Origin of the sequence: Streptomyces cyaneus (assembly GCF_004028635.1) — a bacterium.
GTDB classification, from domain to species: domain Bacteria; phylum Actinomycetota; class Actinomycetes; order Streptomycetales; family Streptomycetaceae; genus Streptomyces; species Streptomyces cyaneus.
On record NZ_ML138678.1, the window covers coordinates 382018 to 407251 of the forward strand.

Below are 25234 nucleotides of genomic sequence, written 5' to 3' on the forward strand. Positions count from 1 at the left end.
CCCGAGCCCCCACCACGGCCGCAGAAAATCCCTCTCGGGTGCCCCCTCGTCAGGCCAGGCCGGCGCGCTCCAGGGCCTCGGTGCCGGCGCGGAGCGAGGCGATCCGCTCGTCGAGCGTGAAGCCCGCGGGAGCGAGGGAGAGGGTGGTGACCCCGGCCGCGGCATAGGCCTCCATCCGGTCCGCGATGCGGTCGACGGAACCCAGCAGCGTGGTCTTGTCGATCAGGTCGTGCGGTACGGCGGCCGCGGCGCCCTGCTTGTCGCCGGAGAGGTACTTGGACTGGATCTCGGCGGCTTCCTTCTCGTAGCCCATGCGCTGGGCGAGCTGGTTGTAGAAGTTCTGCTTGGGGCTGCCCATGCCGCCGACGTACAGGGCGGTGTAGGGGCGGAAGGTGTCGGCCAGCGTGGCCACGTCCTTGTCGTCGCCCACGGCGAGCGGCAGGGTCGGGCAGACGTCGAACCCGTCGAGGGTCTTGCCGGCCTTCTCACGCCCGGCGCGCAGGTACTTGATCGTGGTGTCCTCCAGGTGCTCGGCGGAGGGGAAGATCACCAGGGCGCCGTCGGCGATCTCGCCGGTCTGCTCGAGGTTCTTCGGGCCGATGGCGGCGATGTACAGCGGGATGTGCTCGCGCTGCGGGTGCACGGTCAGCTTGATCGGCTTGCCGGGGCCGCCGGGCAGCGGCAGCGTCCAGTGCTGCCCCTCGTACGACAGGCGCTCGCGCGTCATGGCCTTGCGGACGATCTCGACGTACTCACGCGTGCGTGCCAGCGGCTTGTCGAACTTGACGCCGTACCAGCCCTCGGAGACCTGCGGCCCGGAGACGCCGAGGCCGAGGCGGAAGCGGCCGCCGGACAGCGAGTCCAGGGTCGCGGCGGTCATGGCGGTCATCGCCGGCTGGCGGGCCGGGATCTGGAAGATCGCGGAGCCGACGTCGATGCGCTCGGTCTGGGCGGCGACCCAGGAGAGCACGGTGGCCGCGTCCGAGCCGTACGCCTCGGCGGCCCAGCACACGGCGTATCCCAGCCGGTCGGCCTCCTGGGCGACGGCGAGATTGTCCGCGTCCATTCCGGCACCCCAGTAGCCGAGGTTGATCCCGAGCTGCATGGCGGATTCCCCTTACCGATCAGTAACGTCCCTTGTCGGGCCGACCTTAGCGCGGCGGGCCGCTCGCGGGGAGGCCGGTGTGGCGGGCGTCGCCCGGCCGGCCGTCGGCGCCCTCGGTGACCGTCCTGGAAACTGGTCATCCACAGGCCCCCACATGGCAGGTTCTGGCCAGTAATCTCGGCGTTCATGGAGCAGAGGCATCTCGGCCGCACCGGCCTGCGCGTGTCCCGGATCGGGCTCGGCACCCTCACCTGGGGCAGGGACACCGACGAGCACGACGCCGCGGACGTCCTGAAGACGTTCTGGGAGGCGGGCGGCACCCTCGTCGACACGGCGGACGTGTACGGCGACGGAGAGGCCGAGTATCTGCTCGGACGGCTCATAGAAGGGCTGGTCCCGCGCCGGGACCTGGTCATCTCGACGAAGGCGGGCAGCGTGCCCGACCCCGACCGCCGCTTCGACGGCTCGCGCGGCCATCTGCTCTCCGCGCTGGACGCCTCGCTGACCCGGCTCGGCACGGACTACGTCGACGTCTGGCACATCCACGCCTTCGACCCGGAGACCCCGCTGGAGGAGACCCTCCAGGCCCTCGACCTGGCCGTCAGCAGCGGCCGCGCCCGCTATGCGGGTGTCTCCAACTTCTGCGGCTGGCAGCTCGCCAAGGCGGCGACCTGGCAGCTCGCGGCGCCGGGCATACGGACTCGGCTGGCGAGCACGCAGCTGGAGTACTCGCTGCTCCAGCGCGGCGTGGAACGCGAGGTGCTGCCGGCCGCGCTCGATCTCGGCATCGGCCTGCTGCCTTCCTCCCCGCTCGGCCGAGGCGTCCTGACGGCCAAGTACCGCAACTCCACTCCCCCCGACTCACGCGGCGCCTCGGAACATCTGGCGCCCTTCGTCGCGCCGTACCTCGACGACACGGCGAGCCGGATCGTGGACGCCGTGCAGACGGCGGCCGACGGGCTGGCGGTGACCCCGCTCCAGGTCGCCCTCGCCTGGGTCCGCGACCGGCCCGGCGTGACCGCGCCCGTCATAGGCGCGCGCAACGCACAGCAGCTCACGGCGGCGTTGTCAGTGGAGGCCCTTAGTCTTCCTGACGAGATCTGCCGGGCGCTCGACGACGTGTCGGCGCCCGTGCACCGCTATCCCGATCACGACTGGAGCACGCTGTGAGCACGGAGCCGCCCGAGACCACGGAGGACACGGAGCCGGGGACGCCGGGGGCCACGCCGGAGGGCGGGGGGCCGACGGCCGGGAGTGCCGGGAGCGCCGGGGAAGAGCCGGCCGGAGGGGCCGGGGCCGCCGAAGGCGACGGGGGCGAGAACGCGGCCCAGGCCGCCGCGGCCGATGACGGCGACGGCGACGGCGACGGCGACGGCGACACCAAGGCGCAGATGTCGGAGGCCGAGGCCGAGCTGGCCGCTCAGCGGGTCGAGCGGGAGCGGATCGAGCGGCGGAAGGCCGAGAAGAAGGCCGTCGAGAGCGGGGCCAAGCTCAGCGGGACGGCCGCCGATCTGCTCGCCGCCGTACGGGCCGTGGAGAGCGGTGCGAAGCCGGCGGCCACCGTGTTCAGTGAGCCGGAGCCACCGCGCCGCCCCGCCCCGGAGCCGGTACGCCGGCCGCAGCCCGTGGTGGCCGAGGCGCCCGCGGGGCCCGCTGCGCAGACCGTCGAATCCGTGCGCCGCGTACTGAACGAAGGCGGTGCGCCCGAGGCCCTCGCCCCGCAGGTCGCCGCGGCCCTCGGTGAGGGGGCGGACGACCAACTGCGGGCGGATCCCTGGCAGTTGCTGCGCGTCGGCGGCGTACGGCCGGAGCAGGCCGACGGGTTCGCGCGGGCGCTGCTCGGCGCGGAGTGCGGACCGGACGACGAGCGGCGTGGCCGGGCGGTCACCGTCTGGCTCCTTGAGCAGGCGGCCCTGGCCGGGCACACGGCCCTGGAGATGCCCACACTCACCGCCGCGCTGGCCCAGCGGGCTGTGCCGGACGCCGATACGGCCGTGCAGGACACCCTGGCCGAGGGCGAGGCCCTGGTCTTCCAGGACGCCTTGGACGAGCCCGGCGCCCCGGCCCGGCGGGACGACGAGCTGGAGGAGGGCGAGGAGAGGCCCGTCCGTGTCCTCGTCGGCCTGGAGCGGTACGCCCTCGCGGAGGAGAGCCTCGCCGACGGACTGGCCCGCCTGATCAACTCGGTGCCGAAGCAGGACGGTTCGGCCGAGGAATGGGAACGGGCCGCGGCTTCCGCGGGCTCCGCCGCCGACCTGGTCCGCGCGGTCGCCGCGCACGGCCTGGTCCTCCACACCGGCGGGGAGGCGTCCCTGACCGAACCGGCGGCACTGCTGCACACGGCGCAGGCTCTGGGACTGCGGGCCTGGGCGGCCGCACACGGCCCGGTCGGCAGGGGGCGCTTCTCGGCGCTGCTGAGCGGGTCGGGCCTGCCTGACGACCCCGCACAGGCGAAGTCCGCGCCCGGTGTCGCCACCGTGGCCGGTCTGCTCTCCGGTGCCGAGGGGCCCGGTCGGGACGCGGACGGGGCGTTCGACCTCGATCTGCTCGTCGTGCTGGACGCGCCGCAGTTGGACGTCGAGACAGCGGCCCTGCTCACGGAGTCGCTGCCGGACGGGGCCCGGCTGGTGCTGGCCGGAGATCCTGCGGTGTTGTGGTCGGCGGGCCCCGGGCGGGTGTTCGCCGATCTGCTTTCGGCGCGGATCTGCCCGCAGATCGCCTCGCGGCGACCGGATCCCGGCCCGCTGGGCGAGCTGGTGTCCGGTATCGGCATCGGCGAGCTGAACCAGGTCGAGGCGCCCGGCAAGGAGGTCGTGATCGTGCCGGTGCGGGACGCGGGCGAGGCCGTGCACCGTACCGTGCAGCTCGTCGCGGACTCGGTACCGCGCGCGATCGGCGTCCCGACCGAAAAGACCCAGGTGATCACGCCGGGTCATGGCGGGGCGGCCGGCACCCGCGCGCTCAACGCCGCGCTCAAGGAACGGCTCAACCCCGGTCCCGGCCGCTTCGGCGGCTTCGACCCCGGTGACCGCATCGCCTACTCCCCCGCGCCGGGCCGTACGGTGCCCGGCCAGGTCGTGAAGGCCGACGCCGAGGGGCTGCACCTGACCTGTGCGGGCGAGGCCGTCGTCGTACCGAAGGAACGGGTGGAGCAGTCCGTACGGCACGGCTGGGCCCTGACCGCACACCAGGCGGCCGGCACCCGCTGGCCGGCGGTGGTCGTGGTCCTCCCGGGCGACGCGGCACAAGCCCTGAGCCGCCCCTGGGTCTACACGGCCTTCAGCCGCGCCGACCGCCACCTCTCCGTGGTCCACGGCGCGGAACAGGCCCTGCCCCGAGCGGTCGCCGAAATCCCGGCCAAGCCCCGCACGACCCGCCTGCCGGCGTTGCTGGCGACGCAGCTGACAACGACCGACTGATCCCGCTCGCTGCCGACCACCAACCCCGGCCCGGGCCCTCACCCCCCGGGCCCCCGTCAAACACAGCGGCGGCGGTCACGGAAGCCCTCGCTCCCATGACCGCCGCCCTCCGACAGCCGTCGCCTGCGCTCAGCGGTCCGAGTCCAGTGGCTCCAGGTCCTCGTCCTCGTCCAGCTCCGTGTCGAGGTCGTCCTCGATGTCGTCGGCGTCCTCGTCGTCCTGGTCCGCCTCGTCGACGTCGTCCAGCTCGTCGTCGAACACCGTGCTGACGTCGAAGCGGCAGACCACCCGCTGGGGATCGACCCCCTCGAAGGGCGCCTCCAGCCATTCGCCGGGGACGGCCTGCTCGTCCGAGGCGGTGACCCAGAGCGTGGAGTCGCCCTCCTCCAGGCCGAACTCCTTGTGCCGGGAGGCGATCTCGTCCGGCTCGAACTCGCCGAACAGGATGCCCAGCGCCCCGTGCGCCGTGCCGGAGGCATCAGCGTCCGCGCCGTCGTCGTAGTCCGCCGCCTCGATCCGCTGGGCCTGGGCCAGCAGCCGCTGCGGCTCCACCACGGAGTAGTCGCGGCGGATCAGCACGCTCACCGCGTTCGGTTCCTCGGGGCCCGTGTACGGCGGCAGCGCGTCCTCCGTACCGGGGATCTCGAAGGGCGTGACCTCGTCATAGCGGTCGTAGAGCAGCTCGTCGTAGACCTCGGCGGCTGCGGCCAGCTGGTTGAACGCCTCGTAGACGGCCGGGTCGTCCTCACCCGACCGGCGTTCGACCGCTGCCAGGTGGCGGTCCAGCGCGGTCTTGACCGCCTCGGCGGCGGCGCGTACCTCGGCAGCGGTGGGCTGCACAGCATCAGACATAGTGCAGACGCTATCCGTACCGGGCCCCAGCCCGCACAATAGATGCGATGCCGGAATACGAATTTGTCGACGTGTACGTACCGCGCGGGGTCTCCCGCAAGGACGCCACACGCCTGCTGACGGACCATGCCGAGTACGGACACTGGGAGTTGGACCGCCTGAGCCTGCTGCGCGACGGCAGCCGCAGGGTGCGGCTGCGCCGCCGGATCATCCGCCAGGTGCGGGCCACGTGGTGAGCTGAGGCGACAGAAGACAGCGAGACAGGGACAGCAGGAGAAACAACGACGGATCGGGCCCCGCCGAGGCGGGGCCCGATCCGTTCGTGCCGGACGGCTACGACCTACGCCGAGGCCCGTGCCTTGCGGTACAGCACCGTGCCCGCGAGCAGCGCCCCCGCGCCGACCGGCAGGACGAGGCCCATCGGCAGATCACTGCCGGTGTGGGCGAGCTCGGCCTCACCCTGGGGCTGGGTGACGGACTGGCCGCCCGGCTGGTTCCCGTGCGAGGAGCCACCGCCCGGCGTCTCGCCGCCCGTGCTGGGCGGCGTGCTCGGGGTGCCGGGGTGGGTGGGCTCGTCCGGGTTCTCCGGGCTCCCGGGGTTTCCGGGGTTCCCCGGGTTGCCCGGCTGCTCGGGGTTACCGGGGTTGCCCGGCTGCTCGGGGTTACCGGGGTTGCCGGGGTTGCCGGGGTTGCCCGGCGGGGTGTGGCCTGAGCCACCGCCGCCGTTGGCGCAGTCGTTGCCCTCGACGGAGTTGCCGATGCCGATGACGTCGACGCTGTTGCCGCACACGTTGACCGGCACATCGATCGGCGCCTCGACGTGGTTGCCGGAGCCGATGCCGGGCGAGTCACTGGCGTGCCCACCCGTCGACGCCCCTGAGCCGCCACCGGAGTCCCCGTGGCCGGCGGAGGCGCCGCCCTGGTTGCTGCAGCTGTTGCCGCTCGCCGGGTTGAGCACCCCGACGACGTTGACCGTGTTGCCACACACGTTGACCGGCACGTGCACCGGCGCCTGCACCGTGTTGCCCGACAGCACGCCGGGCGAGTTCGAGCTGGTGCCGTTCGCACCCGAGCCGGTTGCGTGGGCGGCGCCGCCCGCGGCGGCGATGACGCCGGTCGCGGCCGCCACGGTCATCAGGCCCTTGCGGGTGACCTGTCGCATTTGCTGAATACCTGCCTTCGACCTTGTTCCGAAAGGACGACGTCGGAAATTCGACCGACGTTCCGAAAAGGCCGGTCGGCCCCGGAGCGCATGGCACGCGCTCCGGGGCCGACGGGCTCAGCCCCTGTCACTTCACGGGGCGAGGCACAACGTCACTTGTTGATGCAGGTGTTGCCGAAGGCGGGGTTCAGCAGCCCGATCACCGAGATCGTGTTGCCGCAGACGTTCACGGGGACGTGAACCGGCGCCTGAACAACATTGCCGGACAGGATGCCCGGGGAGTGCACGGCGGCACCCTGAGCACCAGCGTCGGCGACGGCGAGGCCCGCGCCCGCGAGAACCAGGCCACCAGTGGCAGCCGCAGCGGCGACGACCTTCTTGATCATTATTCCTCCTTGTTGGCAATGCGATCACAAGTAGCTGATCGCATCACCTGTAACGAGGAGGAACTAATAGGGCTACGACCTTATGAGCGCGTTCACTCCCCCCAGCCATATCCCGTACGTCTGGCCGAATACTGAAGTGTCGTTTCAGTGGCCCAATTCAGGACGCATCGATGAACCGGTCGAGCACCCGGACCCCGAACTTCAGCCCGTCCACCGGTACCCGCTCGTCGACACCGTGGAACATGCCCGCGAAGTCCAGCTCCGGCGGCAGCTTCAGCGGAGCGAAGCCGAAGCCCCGGATGCCCAGGTCGTCGAAGGACTTGGCGTCGGTGCCGCCGGAGAGCATGTAGGGGATCGCCTTCGCGGCCGGGTCCTCGGCGACCAGCGCGGACTGCATGGCGTCCACGAGCGCGCCGTCGAAGCCCGTCTCGACGGCCTTGTCGGCGTGCACGTCCTCGCGCTTGACCTTGGGCCCGAGGATCTTGTCGAGGTCGGCGAGGAACTCCTCCTCGAAGCCGGGCAGGAACCGGCCGTCGACGTGCGCGGTCGCCTCACCGGGGATGACGTTGACCTTGTAGCCCGCGCCGAGCTGTGTGGGGTTGGCCGTGTTGCTGAGGGTCGCGCCGATGAGCTTGGCGATGCCGCCGAGCTTGGCGAGGGTGCCCTCCATGTTCTCCGGGTCGAGCTCGGTGCCGAGCGCGTCACCGAGCTCGTCGAGGAAGGCCCGGGTCGTCTTGGTGACCCGCACGGGGAACTTGTGCCGGCCCAGCCGCGCAACCGCCTCCGACAGCTCCGTGATGGCGTTGTCCCGGTGGATCATCGAGCCGTGTCCGGCCGTGCCGGCCACGGTCAGCTTCATCCAGTGCATGCCCTTCTCGGCCGTCTGGATCAGATAGAGCCGCCGCTGCTCACTCACCGTGAACGAGAACCCGCCCACCTCGCTGATCGCCTCGGTCACGCCCTCGAAGAGGTCCGGGTGCTTGTCGACGAGGAACCGGGCGCCGAACTTGCCGCCGGCCTCCTCGTCGGCAAGGAACGCGAGCACGATGTCCCGCGGCGGCCGACGCCCGCTGCGCAGCCGGTCGCGGACCACCGCCAGGGTCATCGCGTCCATGTCCTTCATGTCGACGGCCCCGCGCCCCCACACGCATCCGTCCGCGACCTCACCGGAGAAGGGGTGGTGGGTCCAGTCGTCCGCGTTGGCCGGTACGACGTCGGTGTGGCCGTGGATGAGCAGCGCGGGCCTGGAGCGGTCCTCGCCCTCGATGCGGGCCACCGTGGAGGCGCGTCCGGGGTGCGACTCGAAGATCTTCGGCTCGAGGCCCACCTCGGCGAGCTTCTCGGCGACGTACTCGGCCGCCTTGCGCTCACCGGGACCCGAGTGGTCGCCGTAGTTGCTGGTGTCGATCTGGATCAGCTCGCGGCAGAGGTCCACGACCTCGTCCTCGCCGGTGACGCCCCTGGCCGTGTCCGTCTCGCTCACGCTGCTTCCTCCCGCGTTGTTACTGCTGGTGGTCCCCCTCATCCTCCCCCTCCCGCAGGCTGCGCCCAAGACCGGCCGCGACCCGTCACACGCCGTTCACGCCGCGACGGGGGGTGATCGGACCGCCCTCGAAAGCCTGGTAATGTTTCCTCTGTCGCCGCGGGGGAAACCCCGCACGACAGACACCTTGTCCGGGTGGCGGAATGGCAGACGCGCTAGCTTGAGGTGCTAGTGCCCTTTATCGGGCGTGGGGGTTCAAGTCCCCCCTCGGACACGCGAAATGGCGAGGGCCGTGACCGTGAGGTCACGGCCCTCAGCCGTGTGTGGGGGAAGTCTCGTCCGGTCGAAGATCACCAGGTCAGCGCCTGTTCCGACGGCGCCCCGCCGCCCCGAACGGCTGCTCCGAGTGGCGTATCGAAGTGCCCGAACCTAGCGTCGTACTAAAATTTCCGGCTTGTTACGGAGCTGGAGCCGGACAACCCCAGGCAGACCTGCGGGCCCGCCAGCGCCCCGGAGGCTTCCGGGATCGAGACGCGAGGACCGGATGGCAGCCATACAGGAGAGCAGTGCTCTCGGCCTGCTCGGCGAAGAGATCGGTACAGGGCTCGGCGCGGAGATCCAGCAGCGGTTCGGTGACACGGCACGTTTCTCCGGGGGGCCGGCGGCTTCCCCACGCACCCTTGTCGACGTTTTCGAGGCCTCCGTACGGTCTTTCCCGGATGAGCCGGCTCTGGACGACGGCACGACCAGCCTGACCTACCGTGGGCTGGCCGTCGAGGTGGAGCGGCTGCGGCGGGGGCTCGCGGCCGCCGGGGTCGGGCTCGGTGACCGGGTGGGGGTGCGGGTGCCGTCCGGGACCAATGACCTCTACGTCGCGATCCTCGCCGTGCTCGCGGCCGGGGCCGCATACGTCCCCGTGGACGCCGAGGACCCGGACGAGCGGGCCGAGTTGGTGTTCGGGGAGGCGGACGTACGGGCCGTCGTGGGGGCCGGGCACGAGTTGACCGTCACCGGTCGCAGCGAGGTTCCGGCCGCCCGTCCCGGTGTCGAGCACGACGCGTGGATCATCTTCACCTCCGGCTCGACCGGGAAGCCGAAGGGCGTCGCCGTCTCTCACCGCAGTGCCGCCGCGTTCGTGGACGCCGAGGCCGCGCTGTTCCTCACCGAGGAGCCGATCGGGCCCGGGGACCGGGTCATGGCGGGGCTGTCGGTCGCGTTCGACGCGTCCTGCGAGGAGATGTGGCTGGCGTGGCGGTACGGGGCCTGTCTGGTGCCGGTGCCGCGTTCGCAGGTCAGGAGCGGGGCCGATCTCGGACCGTGGCTGGTCGAGCAGGAGATCACCGTCGTGTCGACGGTGCCGACGCTGGCCGCGCTCTGGGAGCCCGAGGCCCTGGGCGACGTACGCCTGCTGATCTTCGGTGGCGAGGCCTGTCCGCCCGAGCTGGCGCAGCGGCTGGTCACCGAGGGGCGCGAGGTGTGGAACACGTACGGGCCGACCGAGGCGACCGTCGTGGCCTGTGCCTCGCTGATGAGCGGGGAGGAGCCGATCCGGATCGGGCTGCCGCTGGACGGCTGGGAACTGGCCGTCGTCGACGAGGCCGGGGAGCCTGTGCCGATGGGTGGCAGCGGGCAGTTGGTGATCGGCGGGGTCGGGCTGGCTCGGTATCTCGACGCCGAGAAGGACGCGGAGAAGTACGCCCCGCTGGACTCCCTGGGCTGGGAGCGGGCGTACCGCAGTGGTGACCTCGTCAAGGCGGAGCCCGAGGGGCTGGTCTTTCTCGGGCGGGCCGACGAGCAGATCAAGCTCGGCGGGCGGCGGATCGAGCTCGGTGAGGTGGATGCCGCCCTCCAGGCGCTGCCGGGTGTGGCGGGTGCGGCCGCCGCCGTGCGGACCGCTCGCAGTGGTAATCAGCTGCTCGTCGGCTACGCCGTCACGCAGGACGGTTGGGATCACGCCGTCGCCGTCGAGAAGCTGCGGGCCGAACTGCCCGCCGCGCTGGTGCCGCTGCTCGCGCCGGTCGACGAGCTGCCGACCCGTACCTCGGGCAAGGTGGACCGTAACGCGCTGCCCTGGCCGCTGGAGGGGCTCGAAACCGGTGGTCCGGCCGAGGAGTTGTACGGCACCGAGGCCTGGCTGGCCGAGCAGTGGAGCGAGGTGCTCGGCATCCCGGTGTCGAGCGCGCGGGTCGACTTCTTCGCGATCGGCGGCAGCAGTCTGGCCGCGGCGCAGCTGACGACACGGCTGCGTACCCGCTATCCGAGCGCGGCCGTCCTGGACATCTACCAGCAGCCGGTGCTGCGGAAGCTGGCCCGGCGGCTGGAGGAGTCCGCGCAGGACGACGGGGCGGAGCGGGTCGTCGCGCCGGTGCCGAGGCGCGCGCAGGTGGTGCAACTCCTGCTCCTCGTTCCGTTGTTCACGCTGCTCGGGCTGCGCTGGACGGTCGCTCTGGCCGCGCTCGGGAATCTGCTGCCCGCCTACCCGTGGCTGCCCACGGCGCCCTGGTGGCTCGTCGCGGTCGGGGCCCTCGTGCTGTTCAGCCCGCCGGGGCGGCTCGCGCTGGCCGCCGGAGGCGCGCGGCTGCTGCTCAGGGACGTGAAGCCCGGGCGGTACGCGCGCGGTGGCAGTGTGCATCTGCGGCTGTGGGCCGCCGAGCGGCTGGCCGAGTTCAGCGGGGCGACCTCGCTGACCGGGGCGTGGCTGGAGCGGTACGCGCGGGCGCTGGGCGCCAAGGTCGGGCCCGATGTCGACCTGCACTCGCTGCCGCCGGTCACCGGGCTGCTCAAGCTGGGGCGGGGCGCGGCTGTCGAGTCCGAGGTGGATCTGTCCGGGTACTGGCTGGACGGGGACCGGCTGGAGATCGGCGCGGTGAAGGTGGGCGCGCATGCCGTTGTCGGCACGCGCAGCATGCTCTTCCCCGGTGCCCGGGTGGGCAAGCGGGCCGAGGTGGCGCCCGGTTCGGCGGTCACGGGGCAGATTCCCACCGGTCAGCGGTGGGCGGGCGCGCCGGCGGTCAAGCTGGGCAAGGCCAAGCGCAACTGGCCCAAGGAGCGGCCGCGGCGCGGGACGTACTGGCGTGTGATGTACGGCCTCACCGGCTTCGCGCTGACCGCGCTTCCCGTGCTGGCCGGGACGGCCGCGTTCGTCGTGGCCCGGGTGTTCTTCACGCCGGACGCGCCCCTGGCGGGCGCCGCGCTGGCCCTCGTACCGGCGACGCTCGCCTTCGGGCTGGCGTACGCCGTCATGCTCCTGATCGCGGTACGGCTGCTGAGCCTCGGTCTGCGCGAGGGCACGCACCCGACGCACAGCCGGGTCGGCTGGCAGGCCTGGACGGTCACGCAGCTGATGGACCGCTCGCGCGAGACGCTGTTCCCGCTGTACGCCGGGCTGGTCACGCCGGTGTGGCTGCGGCTGCTCGGGATGCGGATCGGGCGGGGCGCCGAGGTGTCGACCGTGCTGGCGCTGCCGAGCCTGACCACGGTCGGCGAGGGCGCGTTCCTGGCCGACGACACGCTGACCGCGCCGTACGAGCTCGGTGGTGGCTGGATGCGGATCGGGCGGGCGGAGATCGGGCGGCGGGCCTTCCTCGGGAACTCGGGGATGACCGCGCCGGGGCGGACCGTGCCGGACGGCGGGCTGGTCGGTGTGCTGTCGGCGACGCCGAAGAAGGCCAAGAAGGGCACCTCGTATCTGGGGCTGCCGCCGGTGAAGCTGCCGCGTGCCGCGGCCGACGGCGATCAGAGCCTGACGTACGACCCGCCGGCCCGGCTGCTGTGGGCGCGCGGGCTGGTGGAGCTGTGCCGGATCGTGCCGGTGTTCTGCTCGGCGGGGCTGGCGGTGCTGACGATCGCCGCGCTGTGCGCGCTGGGCGTCTGGGCGCCGCTGCTGTCGGGGCTGGTGCTGCTGGGTGCCGGGGCCGTGGCAGGGCTCGTGTCCATCCTCGCGAAGTGGCTGCTGGTGGGGCGGCATCACAGCGGTGAGCATCCGCTGTGGTCCTCCTTCGTGTGGCGCAACGAGCTGGCGGACACCTTCGTCGAGGTGCTCGCCGTGCCGTGGCTGGCGGGTTCGGTGCCGGGTACGCCGGTGATGACGGCGTGGCTGCGCGGGCTCGGTGCGCGGATCGGCAAGGGCGTGTGGGTGGACAGCTACTGGCTGCCGGAGACGGATCTGGTGACGTTGGAGGACGCGGCCACCGTGAACCGGGGCTGTGTGCTGCAGACGCACCTCTTCCACGACCGGATCTTGCGGACGGATACTGTGGTCCTCCGTGAGGGCGCGACGCTGGGTCCTGGCGGGATCGTCCTGCCCGGCAGCGCGATCGGGGCCCGTACGACGCTGGGTCCCGCCTCGCTCGTCATGGCCGCGGAGTCCGTCCCCGACGACACCCGTTGGCTCGGCAATCCGATCGAGGCATGGCGTCCCTGATGCCGGCCCACTCGGAGCCGGAGAGCGGTGGGCCGGCGGGGAGTGGCAGCAGTACGGCGCAGGGAGCACAGACGGCAGTGGCAGTTCAGCAGACGGCGGGCGCGGACCCGTACTTCCCGGAGCACGGCGACCCCCGCTACCGGGTGCACCGGTACGAGCTCGCACTGGACTACCGCCCGGGCCCGAACCGGCTGTCGGGGACGGCCCGGATCAACGCCATCGCGGGACGGGCACCGCTCGCCGAGTTCGTGCTGAACCTGGGCGACTTCAAGATCGGGCGGGTCCGGGTCGACGGACGGCAGCCGCACTACACGCACCGTGGCGGGCGGCTGCGCGTGCGCCCCGCCAAGCCGGTCCGCGCCGGGGCGGCCTTCACGGTCGAGGTGCACTGGTCGGGCAACCCCAAGCCGGTGAACAGCCCCTGGGGCGGGCTCGGCTGGGAGGAGCTGGAGGACGGCGCGCTGGTGGCGAGCCAGCCGATCGGGGCGCCGTCCTGGTACCCGTGCAACGACCGGCCCGCGGACAAGGCGTCGTACCAGATCTCGATCACCACGCCGTCGGCGTACGCGGTGGTGGCGGGCGGGCGCCTGCTGACCCGTACGACGAAGGCGTCCACGACCACCTGGGTCTACGAGCAGTCGGCGCCGACGTCCAGCTATCTGGTCGGGCTGTCGATCGGCAAGTACCAGACGGTCCTGCTGGGCGACCCGGGCCTGGGCGGGGTACCGCAGCACGGGCACATTCCGGCGCATCTGCTGCCGGAGTTCTCCCGGGACTTCGCGCGCCAGCCGCAGATGATGGAGCTCTTCCAGGAGCTGTTCGGGCCCTACCCCTTCGACGAGTACGCGGTCGTCGTGACGGAGGAAGAACTCGATGTCCCGGTCGAGGCCCAGGGGTTGTCGCTGTTCGGCGCCAACCACGTGGACGGGGCCCGGGGTTCGGAGCGGCTGGTCGCGCACGAGCTGGCGCATCAGTGGTTCGGCAACAGCGTGTCCATCGCCGACTGGCGGCACATCTGGCTGAACGAGGGGTTCGCGAAGTACGCGGAGTGGCTGTGGTCGGAGCGGTCGGGTGGGCGCACGGCGCAGCAACTCGCCGCTGCCGCACACCGGTTGCTGGTGTCTCTGCCGCAGGATCTGCGGCTGGCGGATCCAGGTCGTAAGTCGATGTTCGACGACCGGTTGTACGAGCGCGGAGGCCTCGTCCTGCACGCGGTGCGCTGCGCGCTGGGCGACATCGCCTTCTTCCGCATGCTGCGCGCCTGGGGACAGCTGCACCGGGGCGGCACGGTGACGACGGCCGCCTTCGCCTCGCACGTGGCCCGCTTCGCGACCGAGCCGGTGGACGAGCTGTTCGAGGCGTGGGTGTACGGGGCGGCGCTGCCGCCGTTGCCCGGGGCCCCGACGCGGGCGGCGGGCTAGCACAATGGCGGGCATGACGACGCGTTCCTGCCCGTGCGGGCTGCCCAAGGCGTACGACGACTGCTGCGGCCGGTATCACTCCGGAACGGCTGCCGCGCCCACCGCCGAGGCGCTCATGCGGTCGCGGTACAGCGCGTTCGTGAAGGGCGACGAGGCGTATCTCCTGCGCACCTGGCACCCGCGGACCCGGCCGCCGCGGCTCGACCTCGATCCGGGGATGCGGTGGACGGGGCTGGAGATCCTCGCGGCGGGAGACGGCACGGCGTTCCACACGACCGGCACCGTGGAGTTCCGGGCGTCCTACCGGGGCGGGTCGCTGCATGAGCTGAGCCGGTTCGAGCGGGTCGATGGGGCGTGGGTGTATGTGGACGGGGAGTTCCTGAGCTAGCGCTTCTACGGCGCCAGGATGTCCAGCTCCTGGAGGGCGCCCACCGTGATCTCGCGGGTCAGGTGCTCCGCGCGCACCGCGTCGCCCGCGCGGACCGCCTCCGCGACCTGGACGTGCAGGGTGACCGCCGCGGGGTCGGGGTCCTCGAACATGACCTCGTGGTGGGTGCGGCCCGCGAGGACCTCGGCGACGACGTCGCCCAGGCGGGCGAACATCTCGTTGCCGGAGGCGTTGAGGATGACGCGGTGGAAGGCGACGTCGTGGATGAGGTAGCCCTCCAGCTGATGGCCGCGGGAGTGGGCGACCATGCCGAGGGCGCACTCGGTGAGTTCGGCGCACTGGTCGGCGGTGGCGTACTTGGCCGCCAGGCCCGCCGCGACCGGCTCGATCGCCGAGCGCAGGACGGTGAGTGAGCGCAGCTGCTGGGGGCGGTCGGCGCCGGCCAGCCGCCAGCGGATGACCTGCGGGTCGTAGACGTTCCACTCGGCCTTGGGACGGACCGTCACGCCTACGCGGCGGCGGGACTCCACCAGGTGCATGGACTCCAGCACACGGACCGCCTCCCGCATCACCGAGCGCGACACGTCGAAGCGCTGGGCCAGCTCGTCCGTGCGCAGGACACTGCCCGGCGGGTACTCGCCCGCGGCGATCGCGGGGCCGAGGGATTCCAGTACATGGCCGTGCAGCCCCCGGCCCGGTGTGCTCATGCACTCAGCGTACGGGGCAGATCACGGGATCAAAAAGTCAGACTTATTTGTCACAGACTCTTGAATTCGTCGTACCTAATGGGTTTCAGTGTGGCCGACGTCGGATGTCGACGTCGGATGTCGAGGAAGACAGCGAGGCAGTGATGCGTACCCCCCACGTCGTCGTCGTGATGGGCGTCGCCGGCACGGGCAAGACCACGATCGGTCCTCTGCTCGCCGCCCGGCTGGGCGCCCCGTACGCCGAGGGCGACGACTTCCACCCGCAGGCCAACATCGCCAAGATGTCGGCCGGCACCCCGCTCGACGACGCGGACAGGTGGCCGTGGCTGGACGCCATCGGTGCCTGGGCGCACGGACGGGCCGGGCTCGGCGGGGTGGTCAGCTGCTCGGCGCTGAAGCGGTCGTACCGTGACCGGCTCAGGGCCGCGGCGCCCGGGGTGGTGTTCGTGCACCTCACGGGCGACCGGGAGGTCATCGAGGACCGGATGGCGCACCGGCAGGGGCACTTCATGCCGACCGCGCTGCTCGACTCCCAGTTCGCCACGCTCCAGCCGCTCCAGGCCGACGAGGCCGGAGTCGCCGTGGACGTCGCCGGGAGCCCCGAGGAGATCACCGAGCGTGCCACCGAGGCGCTGAGCGAACTTCCCGGCTGACACCGGCGACACCGGTCGCACCCACCGGTGAACACCGGCGGAACCTGCCGGCGAACACCGGCGGAGCCCGCCGGCGAACACCGGGCAGCACCACCGATACACCCCCGTAGCACCCCCCACGCGTCCCCCATCCCCGTACCTGCAAGGGAACCCCCGTGACCAGACTCAGCGTCGAGATGCTGGCAGCGGACACCGTCGAGCCCATCACCTCGGCCGGCCACGCTCAGCTGGGCATCGCCGTCCTGGCGGGCATCGCCGTCATCGTCCTGCTCATCACCAAGTTCAAGCTCCACGCGTTCCTGTCGCTGACCCTCGGAACGCTCGTCCTCGGCGCGATCGCCGGCGCGCCGCTCGACAAGGCCATCGCCAGCTTCACCACCGGCCTCGGCACCACGGTCGCCGGCGTGGGCGTGCTGATCGCCCTCGGCGCAATTCTCGGCAAGATGCTCGCCGACTCCGGCGGCGCCGACCAGATCGTCGACACCATCCTCGCCAAGGCGGGCGGCCGTTCGATGCCGTGGGCGATGGTGCTGATCGCCTCCGTGATCGGTCTGCCGCTGTTCTTCGAGGTCGGCGTCGTGCTGCTGATCCCGGTCGTGCTGATGGTCGCCAAGCGCGGCAACTACTCGCTGATGCGCATCGGCATCCCGGCCCTCGCCGGTCTGTCCGTGATGCACGGCCTGGTCCCGCCGCACCCCGGCCCGCTGGTCGCGATCGACGCGGTCGGCGCCGACCTCGGTGTCACGCTGGCGCTCGGCGTCCTCGTCGCCATACCGACCGTGATCATCGCCGGTCCGCTGTTCTCGCGCTACGCCGCCCGCTGGGTGGACGTCCCGGCCCCGGACCGGATGCTCCCGCAGCGTCCCTCCGAGGAATCCGACGAACTGGGCAAGCGCAAGCTCCCCGGCTTCGGGCCCACGCTGATCACGATCCTCCTCCCGGTCGTCCTGATGCTCTCCAAGGCGCTGGTCGACATCGTGATCGACGACCCGGCCAACACCGTCCAGCGCGTCTTCGACGTCATCGGCTCCCCGATGATCGCGCTGCTCGCCGCCGTGCTCCTGGGCATCTTCACGCTGCTCGCGCCCGCCGGGTTCGGCAAGGAGCGCATCTCGCCGCTGGTCGAGAAGGGGCTCGCGCCCATCGCGGGCATCCTGCTCATCGTCGGTGCGGGCGGCGGCTTCAAGCAGACGCTGATCGACACCGGCGTGGGCCAGATGGTCCTGGACATCTCCGAGGACTGGTCGATCCCGGCACTGCTGCTGGCCTGGCTGATCGCGGTGGCCATCCGCCTCGCGACGGGTTCGGCGACGGTGGCGACGGTCTCGGCGGCCGGCCTGGTCGCCCCGCTCGCGGCCGACATGTCGACGACCCACGCGGCCCTGCTGGTCCTGGCCATCGGCGCCGGCTCGCTCTTCTTCAGCCATGTCAACGACGCCGGATTCTGGCTGGTGAAGGAGTACTTCGGCCTGAACGTCGGGCAGACCATCAAGACCTGGTCCGTCATGGAGACGATCATCTCGGTCGTCGCCGGTGGTGTGGTCCTGCTGTTGTCCTTGGTCATCTAGCGGTCATCCAGCGCCTTTTCAGTACGACTTCAGGAGTACGACGATGACGGCTCACCCCCTCTTCGACATCGGCGGCCGCACGGCCCTGGTCACCGGCTCCAGCCGGGGCATCGGCCTCGCGCTCGCCCGCGGCCTGGCTCAGGCCGGCTGCACGGTGGTCCTCAACGGACGGGACGGCGAACGCCTCACCAAGGCCGCCGCCGAACTGCCCGGCGACGTCCACACGGCCGCGTTCGACGTGACCGACGGCCCGTCGGTGGCCGCCGGGATCGCGGACGTCGAGGAGCGGGTGGGCCCGCTCGACATCCTGGTCAACAACGCGGGCATGCAACTGCGCGCGCCCTTGCTGGAGTTCACGGACTCCGACTGGCACCGGATCCTGAACACCAACCTCACCAGCGCGTTCCTGGTCGGCCGGGAGGCCGCCCGGCGGATGACGGAACGCGGCCACGGAAAGATCATCAACATCTGCTCGCTGCAGAGCGAGGTCGTCCGCCCCGGCATCGCCCCCTACGCCGCCACCAAGGGCGCGCTGAAGATGCTCACCAAGGGCATGTGCGCGGACTGGGGCCCGCACGGCGTCCAGGTCAACGGCCTGGGGCCCGGCTACATCGAGACCGAGCTCACCCAACCTCTGGTCGAGGACGATGAGTTCAGCGCCTGGGTGCGGCGACGCACCCCGGCCGGGCGCTGGGGGCGTACGGAGGACCTGGTGGGCGGGGTGCTGTTCCTCGCCTCTCCGGCCGCGGACTTCGTCAGCGGGCAGGTGCTGTACGTCGACGGCGGCATGACGAGCGTGCTGTGAAGGAGGCTTCGGGGATGCTCGGTTGTGTGATCCACGGTCAGGACGACCTCCGGGTCGAGGAGCTGCCGGTGCCGGTCCCCGGGGCGGGGCAGGCGCTGGTGGCCGTGCGGTACGGCGGGGTCTGCGGCTCCGACCTGCACTACTGGCGGCACGGCGGGGTAGGCGACTTCCGGCTCAAGGAGCCGATGGTGCTCGGGCACGAGGTGGTCGGGACGGTCGTTTCGTACGGTGACGGGGCATCGGGTCCGGCCACCGGTACGGCCGTCGCGGTCCACCCGGCCACTCCCTGCTCGGTCTGCCCCGAGTGCGCGGACCGGCGGCGCAACGTCTGCCGGGACACCCGCTACCTCGGCAGCGCGGCGCGCTTCCCGCATGTGCAGGGCGGGTTCGCGGCCCAAGTGGTCGTGCCCGCAGACCAGTTGAGGCCGCTCCCGGTTGGGCTCGACCTGCGGCGGGCGGCGCTCGCCGAGCCGCTGTCCGTCGCACTGCACGCGGTGCGGCGGGCCGGGGAGGTGGCCGGGAGGCATGTCCTCGTCGCCGGTGCCGGGCCCATCGGGTGCCTGGTGGTCGCGGCGGCGAAGGCGGCCGGGGCGGAGCGGGTCACGGTGACGGATCTGCTGCCGACGGCGCTGGAGTACGCGCGGATCGCCGGCGCCGACAGCCTCGTACGGGCCGATGATCCGGACGATGCCGGGTGGCGGCGGCTTTCCGAGGTGGATGTGGCGGTCGAGGCGTCGGGGGTCGCCGCGGGGCTGGACACGTGTCTGCGGCTGGTGCGGCGCGGGGGCGTCGTGGTGCAGCTCGGGATGCTGCCGCCGGGGCTGAGTCCGTTCGCGGGGAACCTCGTCGTGAGCCGGGAGATCGAGCTGCGGGGGGCGTTCCGCTTCGACGGGGAGTTCGACGCGGCGCTGGAACTGCTCGCCGCCGAGGGCTCGTTCGACGGTCTGGTCAGCGCGGTGGTGCCGGTGCGGGAGGCCGAGTCGGCGTTCGCGCTCGCCGCGGACCGGAGCCGGTCGTGCAAGGTGCTGCTGGACTTCGGGGGCTGAACAGCCCGGGTCGCGCAGGGGTTCCGCTTCGTGGGATCGCCATGTCCCAGTGCCTGAACTCACTCTGCCGATCAGATGAAGCGGCTTCCCCAAGGGCGCCCTCGGCCCGATGATGAGGTGACCCTTGGCGGCTGCCGCAGCCGTCGGGGGCGAGAAATCGGGGGGCGTCATGGCGGTTTCCCTCGGGATGCGTATCTCGGGGCTGCTCGTTGCGGGGGCGGTGGCGGTTGCCGCCGCGGCCTTCACGAGTGACGGGGGTGTCACTGCGGACGGCAGGGGCGGCGGGGGCACGATCGTCACCGCCGGGCCTTCCGACGGCACGCGGAAGCTGCCGACCGGTCCGCCGAGCAGCTCCCCTCCCCCGGTAAAGCAGTCGCCGGACGGCCACTTCGGCGTGCCCGCGGTCACCGGCACGCCCCGCGCTTCCAAGGGCGGAACGGTGCGCGAGAGTGCGAGCCCCTCCACCCCCAGCCCCTCCATGAGCCACAAGCTCCTCGAAATCCCCGCCTGGCTCCCGCCCGGCCCCGACTCGCCGAACGTCGACGGCACGGCGGACCCGGCGAGCGTGTACGACCTGCTCCGCTCCCCCACCGAGTGCCGGGCCGCGCTGAACGTGATCCCGCGGACGCCGGACGATGCGGAGTGGACGGTGCTACGTGGCCTGGCCACCGCCTGCCTGGCCGTGCAGGGACAGGGCGGCGACTGGAAGCAGGCCGTTCGGGACCATGCCGCTCCGGCGGGCGAGGCCGACACCTGCAAGGGCCGGGCCGCGCATGCCGTCCTGGGCTCTCTGCTCGACTTCCATCGGCGGCATCCCGGCGCCACCGTGCGGCTGAAGCCCTCGTCGAGCGGCACTCCCGCAGCCTGCGGCTACCGGATCGCCGGGGTGGACACGGGCGGTGATGCCGAGGCACGGCCGGGCGACACGATCGGGATCGAGCTGGCGGGCACCTACTTCGACCCTGCCGAACTGCTGCGGGACGCGAGCGTGGTCATCGGGGGCCGGCAGGCACCCGGGGTGCCCGTCCTGAAGTCGGCGTCGGGCGACCGGCTGGTGCTGTCCGTCGTCGTACCGGTCCTGGAGCCGGGCCCGGCCGACGTGGCCGTCCGGTACGCCGGCACCGAGGTGCGCCTGCCGGCCGCCTTCACCGTCGCCGCTGCCGACGTGGTCCCTGAGCCGAGCGTGGACACGGGTACGACGGACGGATCGGCGTCGACGCTCAGTGCGTCGGTCCCCTCGATCGGCGATTCACCCGAACCGTCGGCCGCCTCACGGACGCCACAGTGGATGCTCCCGCTCGGCCCACTCCCGGCTCACCGAGCCGGTCCGCATGCCCCGGCGGGCCTCCGGATCCCCTAGTGCCATGCCGATGTGGCCGGCGAGGACGATGCCGATGGTCAGGGCCAGCCAGTCGTGGACGAACGTCGCGCTGGTGCGCCACACCAGGGGCGTGAGGTGGGTGAACCACATCATCAGGCCGGTGCCGAGCATCACCAGCATCGCCCCGGCGATCCAGGCCGCGTAGATCTTCTGCCCGGCGTTGAACTTGCCCGCAGGACGCGACGCGGCCCGCTTGTCACGGCGGAACGCGGCGCGCAGCCACACCCGGTCGTGCGAGCCGAAGCGGTTGAGGAAGCCCAGGTCGGCGCGGAACGCACGGGAGGCGAGACCGGCCAGTACCGGCACGGGCAGGGCGAGACCGGCCCACTCGTGGATACGGACCACCAGCTCGCGGCGCCCGACGAGTTCGGCCAGCTGCGGGACGTAGAGGCAGGCCGCCGTCACCACGCACACGCCCATCAGCGCGGCCGTCGTGCGGTGCACCCAGCGGGCGGCCGGGGTGAACCGCCGGACGCGGGTGGACCGGCCGGGGGCGTCAACTCGTAGGCTCATCGTCGCGTCCGTTCGAGCGGCCGACCCAGGCGTCGACGTCGTAGCCCCGTTCCTCCCAGTAGCCCGGCCGCACGTCCTTGGTGACGGTGATGCCGGAGAGCCACTTGGCGGACTTGTAGAAGTACATGGGGGCCACATAGAGGCGGACCGGGCCGCCGTGGCTGTGGCCCAGGTCCTTGTCCTGCATGCGCAGGGCGACCAGGACGTCCGCGCGGCGGGCCTGGTCGAGGGTGAGGCTCTCCGTGTAGGTGCCGTCGAAGCAGGTGAAGCGCACCGCCCCGGCCCCCTGGCGCACCCCGGCGGCGTCGAGGAGCCGGGACAGACGCACACCTTCGAACGGGGTGTCGGGGACCCTCCAGCCGGTGACGCACTGGACGTCACGCACCATCCGGGTCTGCGGCAGGGCGCGCAGGTCGGCGAGCGTGTAGGTGCGGGGGTGGTCGACCAGGCCGTCGACCGTGAGGCGGTAGGTGGTGGCGTTCTTGTGGGGTACGGAGGAGGCGACGGAGTAGTAGCGGAAACCGCCGCCGTTGGGGAGCAGGCCCGTCAGGCCGGTGGGGTCCTTGTCGGAGGCGCTCGCGAGGAAGGACTCCAGGCCGCGCTGCAGCGTGGGCGCGGTGGCCACACCGAGGGCACCGAGGCCGAGGGTGCCGAGGAAGACGCGGCGGCCGATGGGCTTGCCCTTCTCCTCGCCCTTCTCCTCGTCCTTCGCTGGGGAGGCTTCGGGCTGTTCGGGGTTCACCTGTCCATTCGAACACCCGCGACCCGGGCGGGACCAGGAATCGCGGGTGCTCGTCAGAGTTCCGTAACCACTTCTTACGGGATCCTCAGGAGTGGCCCATTGCTACGACGGCTCCATCCGCTACGACGCCTCCGTCGCCGCCTTCTCCAGCTGGAACGCCTCGTTGCCGAGCCCGATGCGGGCGTGCTTCTCGGGGGCGCGGGAGCGCAGGAGCAGCCCCTGGGCCAGGCCGACGGCCAGGGCGAGGGCGATGACGGCGGGAAGCGCCCAGCTCAGGGACGAGCCCGGGCCCGCCCCGATCAGGACATCGAAGTCCTTGACGGTGTAGACGACGATGAAGGCCAGCGCGAGGACGGCGAGCGCGGCGGCGGCCAGCCGCCAGAACTGGGCGGCGACTGCGCCGCGGCGCACGAAGAAGACGATGACCGAGACCGAGGCGGCGGCCATCAGGGCGGCGACGCCCAGCGCGCCGAGGCTGCCCATCCAGGTGAACAGGTGCAGGACCGGGGCGGTCGGGTCGCCGGCCGGCTTGTCGTCGGTGAACGCGAAGACGGCGACGACCACGAGTGAGATCACGGTCTGCAGCAGCGAACCCGTGCCGGGGGCGCCGCTCGCGCCGCTGGTGCGGCCGAATCCGGCGGGCAGCAGGCCCTCGCGGCCCATGGCGAAGGCGTAACGGGCGACGACGTTGTGGAAGCTCAGCATCGCCGCGAACATGCCGGTCACGAACAGCACGTGCAGGGTGTCGGTGAAGCCGGCGCCGAGCAGGTCCTCGGTGAGGAAGAACAGCAGCCCGGCGCTCTGCTCCTGCGCGGTGCCGACGATCGCCGAAGGTCCGGCGGCGACGGTGTACGCCCAGCAGCTGATCGTGTAGAAGACGGCTATGCCACCGATGGCCAGGAACATCACGCGCGGCACGAGGACGTGCGGGCGGCTGGTCTCCTCGGCGTAGACGGGGGCCTGCTCGAAGCCGAGGAAGGCTGCGACGCAGAAGCACAGGGCGGTGCCGATGCCCGCGCCGGTGAGGGTGTCGGGGTTGAAGGCGTGCAGCGACAGCCCCTCCTTGCCTGGGTCGGCGATCGCGGCGACGTCGAAGATGACCACGAGGGCGACCTCGATGATCAGCAGAACGCCGAGCACGCGCGCGTTGAGGTCGATCTTCAGCCAGCCGAGGGCACCGACGAGGAGCACGGCCAGGAGCGCCGGTATCCACCAGGCGACCTCGGTGTCGAGGTAGGTGGCGAACAGCCCGGAGACCTCGAAGCCGAAGATGCCGTAGATGCCGACCTGGAGTGCGTTGTAGGCGACGAGCGCGACCATCGCGGCACCGGCGCCGGCGGTGCCGCCGAGGCCGCGGGAGATGTACGCGTAGAAGGCACCGGCATTGTGGACGTGCCTGCTCATCTCGGCGTACCCGACGCTGAAGAGGGCGAGGACGAGGCCGAGGATCACGAAGAGCAGCGGCTGTCCGAGAACGCCCATCACCCCGAAGGTCGTGGGCATGACACCCGCGACGACCATCAGGGGTGCCGTTGCGGCGAGCACGGACAGCAGCAGGCCCGTCGTGCCCAGCCGGTCGGCGCGCAGGGCTCGGTCCTGCCCCTTGAACGTACTGATGCCGCCGCCGTCCGCGGTGGCTGTGCTGGTGCTGGAACTGCCCGTGGTCATCGGGGGACCGTCCTTTGTCGGGTGGGGTGCTGGGGGTCGGGGCGGGGCGGGTCGGTGGTGTTACGTCGGGTCGGAACTGTTGCGTCGAGTCGAAGCTGTTGCGTCGGGTCGGAGCTGTTGCGTCGGGTCGATACTGAGGCGTCGCACCGGCATCGTTTCGTCCCGTCGGTCCTGTCGCGTCGCACCGGCACCGTCCCGTCGGATCGGAGCCGTTGCGTCGCGTCGGTACCGTCACGCCGATGCCGTTGCGTCGCCTCGGCGCCGCCGTCACGTCGAATCGGAGCTGTCACGTCAGGTCAGTGCTCCTACGCCGTGCCGAGCGCGTTGGCGCGGGCGGCGCGGAAGGCGGGGTACGGATCGTGGTCCGGGTACGCCCAGGGCGACGGGGTGGCGTGCTCACCGATGCGGTGGAACAGGGCGGCCGCCTCGGCGCTCCGGCCCTCGCAGACCTTGGCGTGGGCGAGAAAGTTCAGGTCGATGAGGCGGCGCGGGTGGCCTTCTTGTTCCCACTCCAGCCACCAGTCGAAGGCGGCCCGCATCACCTGCCGGGCCCGACGTCCGGTCCAGTGCCCGGAGGCGGCCGTATCGCGGGGCTCGTGTCCCGCCGCCGCGAGGACGCGGTAGCGCTCGGTGTGGGCGATGACCGGGAGGATGGCGAGCGGGGAGTCGGCGGGGGCCTGCTCGGCGGCAGCGTTGGCGAAGTCGTAGACCTCGTGGAGCGGGTCGGGGCCGGCACCGGGGTGGCGCTCGGCGAGCCGGGCGACCATCAGGTGGTGGGCGTGGTGGTGGTCGGCGTACCGGGCGCGGACCTCGGCGAAGACGCGGCGCACCTCCTCCTCGGCGCCCAAGGCGCTCTCCAGCATGAGCAGGCCGAGCCAGGGGGTGGGGTCGGCGGGCGCGAGTGCGGCGGCGGCGTGGCAGGACTCGCGGGCGCGGACCGGTTTCTCCTTGCCGCGCAGGGCGCGCCGGACCAGGGCGAGGGCGAGCAGGACGGCGGCGTCGACGGAGTCGGGTTCGGCGAGCAGCCAGTCGCGGGTCCAGGGGGCGCAGTACGGCTCCCGGGCGAGGACGGTGACGCGGTGTCCTCTGCGGTCCCAGTCGTCGCCGGTCCGGCTGAGCAGGGAGCGGACCGTCTGCCACCTGCCCTGGGCCAGTGCGGTGCGGGCCGCGGCGAGCTCGGCGTCATCGAGGGCCGCGTCGAAGGTGTGCGCTGCGCGCTTTCGGCCGCGGCCGAGGGGTGGCGGAGGTGGGGGCACCGTTTTGGGTTCTGTCGGGGGGGGAAGTGTGGACAGTCATCAACCGATCACTCACAGCAAATCCGCAGCCAACGGTTCGCGTCAAGGGCCACTGCTGCGTTACACGCGTCAAGTTCCGTTACTGGTGAGGTAGTTGTGACTAGACTTCCGCCCGTAATGCCCGATTTGTTCGAAGTATGTGGCGTACGTCATGGCGCCGCCGCCGACAGCATCGGAGGATTGCGGGACGCGCACGCCGGGCTCGGGGCCGCTACAG

21 protein-coding genes and 1 tRNA gene are annotated in these 25234 nt (G+C 71.9%); 12 read left to right on the forward strand and 10 right to left on the reverse strand.

What is annotated here, in order from left to right:
* Positions 1-49 precede the first annotated feature (49 nt).
* The gene (locus EHO50_RS01750; RefSeq protein ID WP_128427997.1) at positions 50-1105 is read right to left on the reverse strand and encodes an LLM class F420-dependent oxidoreductase; all 1056 of its coding nucleotides are present in this window, start codon (positions 1103-1105) and stop codon (positions 50-52) included.
* A 186-nt stretch (positions 1106-1291) separates the two neighbouring features.
* Here EHO50_RS01750 and EHO50_RS01755 point away from each other — a divergent pair, with 186 nt between their 5' ends.
* Complete coding sequence (locus tag EHO50_RS01755) at positions 1292-2275, forward strand: aldo/keto reductase (protein ID WP_128427998.1); 984 nt, start codon at positions 1292-1294, stop codon at positions 2273-2275.
* Complete coding sequence (locus EHO50_RS01760) at positions 2272-4524, forward strand: ATP-dependent DNA helicase (protein ID WP_128427999.1); 2253 nt, start codon at positions 2272-2274, stop codon at positions 4522-4524. The genes EHO50_RS01755 and EHO50_RS01760 overlap by 4 nt, the downstream gene beginning before the upstream one ends.
* A 129-nt stretch (positions 4525-4653) precedes the next feature.
* Here EHO50_RS01760 and EHO50_RS01765 read toward each other — a convergent pair whose 3' ends face one another.
* Entirely contained in the window at positions 4654-5376 is a 723-nt protein-coding gene (locus EHO50_RS01765) for a hypothetical protein (protein ID WP_128428000.1), read from the reverse strand.
* A 47-nt stretch (positions 5377-5423) separates the two neighbouring features.
* On the opposite strand from EHO50_RS01765, the gene EHO50_RS01770 reads away from it, so the two are divergent.
* Entirely contained in the window at positions 5424-5612 is a 189-nt protein-coding gene (locus EHO50_RS01770; RefSeq protein ID WP_005485166.1) for a DUF5703 family protein, read from the forward strand.
* Positions 5613-5716: 104 nt separating this feature from the next.
* Here EHO50_RS01770 and EHO50_RS01775 read toward each other — a convergent pair whose 3' ends face one another.
* From EHO50_RS01775 to EHO50_RS01785, 3 genes are all read right to left on the reverse strand, one after another.
* The gene (locus EHO50_RS01775; protein ID WP_128428001.1) at positions 5717-6538 is read right to left on the reverse strand and encodes a chaplin; all 822 of its coding nucleotides are present in this window, start codon (positions 6536-6538) and stop codon (positions 5717-5719) included.
* Positions 6539-6690: 152 nt separating this feature from the next.
* The gene (gene chpH / locus EHO50_RS01780) at positions 6691-6924 is read right to left on the reverse strand and encodes a chaplin ChpH (RefSeq protein WP_128428002.1); all 234 of its coding nucleotides are present in this window, start codon (positions 6922-6924) and stop codon (positions 6691-6693) included.
* Positions 6925-7081: 157 nt separating this feature from the next.
* Positions 7082-8407, reverse strand: a complete 1326-nt coding sequence (locus EHO50_RS01785; RefSeq protein ID WP_128428003.1) for a M20/M25/M40 family metallo-hydrolase — start codon at positions 8405-8407, stop codon at positions 7082-7084.
* A 189-nt stretch (positions 8408-8596) separates the two neighbouring features.
* On the opposite strand from EHO50_RS01785, the gene EHO50_RS01790 reads away from it, so the two are divergent.
* The 4 genes from EHO50_RS01790 (at position 8597) to EHO50_RS01805 (ending at position 14639) form a co-directional block, all read left to right on the forward strand.
* A tRNA-Leu gene (locus tag EHO50_RS01790) sits at positions 8597-8681 on the forward strand.
* 270 nt (positions 8682-8951) lie between these two features.
* On the forward strand, positions 8952-12830 hold the full coding sequence (locus tag EHO50_RS01795) for a Pls/PosA family non-ribosomal peptide synthetase (RefSeq protein WP_128428004.1): 3879 nt from the start codon (positions 8952-8954) through the stop codon (positions 12828-12830).
* A gap of 77 nt (positions 12831-12907) precedes the next feature.
* Positions 12908-14251 carry a M1 family metallopeptidase gene (locus EHO50_RS01800; protein ID WP_128428005.1) on the forward strand — a complete coding sequence of 448 codons (1344 nt, stop codon included), beginning with the start codon at positions 12908-12910 and terminating at the stop codon, positions 14249-14251.
* Between the two features lie 13 nt (positions 14252-14264).
* On the forward strand, positions 14265-14639 hold the full coding sequence (locus tag EHO50_RS01805) for a YchJ family protein (protein WP_128428006.1): 375 nt from the start codon (positions 14265-14267) through the stop codon (positions 14637-14639).
* Positions 14640-14644: 5 nt separating this feature from the next.
* On the opposite strand, the gene EHO50_RS01810 is transcribed toward EHO50_RS01805, so the two are convergent.
* Positions 14645-15346, reverse strand: coding sequence for a FadR/GntR family transcriptional regulator (locus EHO50_RS01810; protein ID WP_128428007.1), 702 nt, complete (start codon positions 15344-15346; stop codon positions 14645-14647).
* 143 nt (positions 15347-15489) lie between these two features.
* On the opposite strand from EHO50_RS01810, the gene EHO50_RS01815 reads away from it, so the two are divergent.
* From EHO50_RS01815 to EHO50_RS01835, 5 genes are all read left to right on the forward strand, one after another.
* Entirely contained in the window at positions 15490-15999 is a 510-nt protein-coding gene (locus EHO50_RS01815) for a gluconokinase (RefSeq protein WP_220096411.1), read from the forward strand.
* Positions 16000-16154: 155 nt separating this feature from the next.
* The gene (locus tag EHO50_RS01820) at positions 16155-17567 is read left to right on the forward strand and encodes a GntP family permease (RefSeq protein WP_128428009.1); all 1413 of its coding nucleotides are present in this window, start codon (positions 16155-16157) and stop codon (positions 17565-17567) included.
* Between the two features lie 43 nt (positions 17568-17610).
* Positions 17611-18372 carry an SDR family oxidoreductase gene (locus tag EHO50_RS01825; protein ID WP_128428010.1) on the forward strand — a complete coding sequence of 254 codons (762 nt, stop codon included), beginning with the start codon at positions 17611-17613 and terminating at the stop codon, positions 18370-18372.
* A 14-nt stretch (positions 18373-18386) separates the two neighbouring features.
* Positions 18387-19418, forward strand: a complete 1032-nt coding sequence (locus EHO50_RS01830; RefSeq protein WP_128428011.1) for an L-idonate 5-dehydrogenase — start codon at positions 18387-18389, stop codon at positions 19416-19418.
* Between the two features lie 169 nt (positions 19419-19587).
* Positions 19588-20778, forward strand: a complete 1191-nt coding sequence (locus EHO50_RS01835) for a hypothetical protein (RefSeq protein WP_128428012.1) — start codon at positions 19588-19590, stop codon at positions 20776-20778.
* Here the strand turns inward: EHO50_RS01835 and EHO50_RS01840 are convergent.
* The 4 genes from EHO50_RS01840 to EHO50_RS01855 form a co-directional block, all read right to left on the reverse strand.
* On the reverse strand, positions 20689-21312 hold the full coding sequence (locus EHO50_RS01840) for a cytochrome b/b6 domain-containing protein (RefSeq protein WP_128428013.1): 624 nt from the start codon (positions 21310-21312) through the stop codon (positions 20689-20691). The genes EHO50_RS01835 and EHO50_RS01840 overlap by 90 nt on opposite strands.
* Complete coding sequence (locus EHO50_RS01845) at positions 21296-22054, reverse strand: molybdopterin-dependent oxidoreductase (RefSeq protein WP_128428014.1); 759 nt, start codon at positions 22052-22054, stop codon at positions 21296-21298. Before EHO50_RS01845 ends, EHO50_RS01840 begins: the two co-directional genes overlap by 17 nt.
* Positions 22055-22174: 120 nt before the next feature.
* Positions 22175-23722, reverse strand: coding sequence for an APC family permease (locus EHO50_RS01850; protein ID WP_128428015.1), 1548 nt, complete (start codon positions 23720-23722; stop codon positions 22175-22177).
* Positions 23723-24027: 305 nt separating this feature from the next.
* Positions 24028-24978 (reverse strand): hypothetical protein, encoded by a 951-nt coding sequence (locus EHO50_RS01855; protein ID WP_128428016.1) that lies wholly within the window; start codon positions 24976-24978, stop codon positions 24028-24030.
* Positions 24979-25234: the final 256 nt, after the last annotated feature.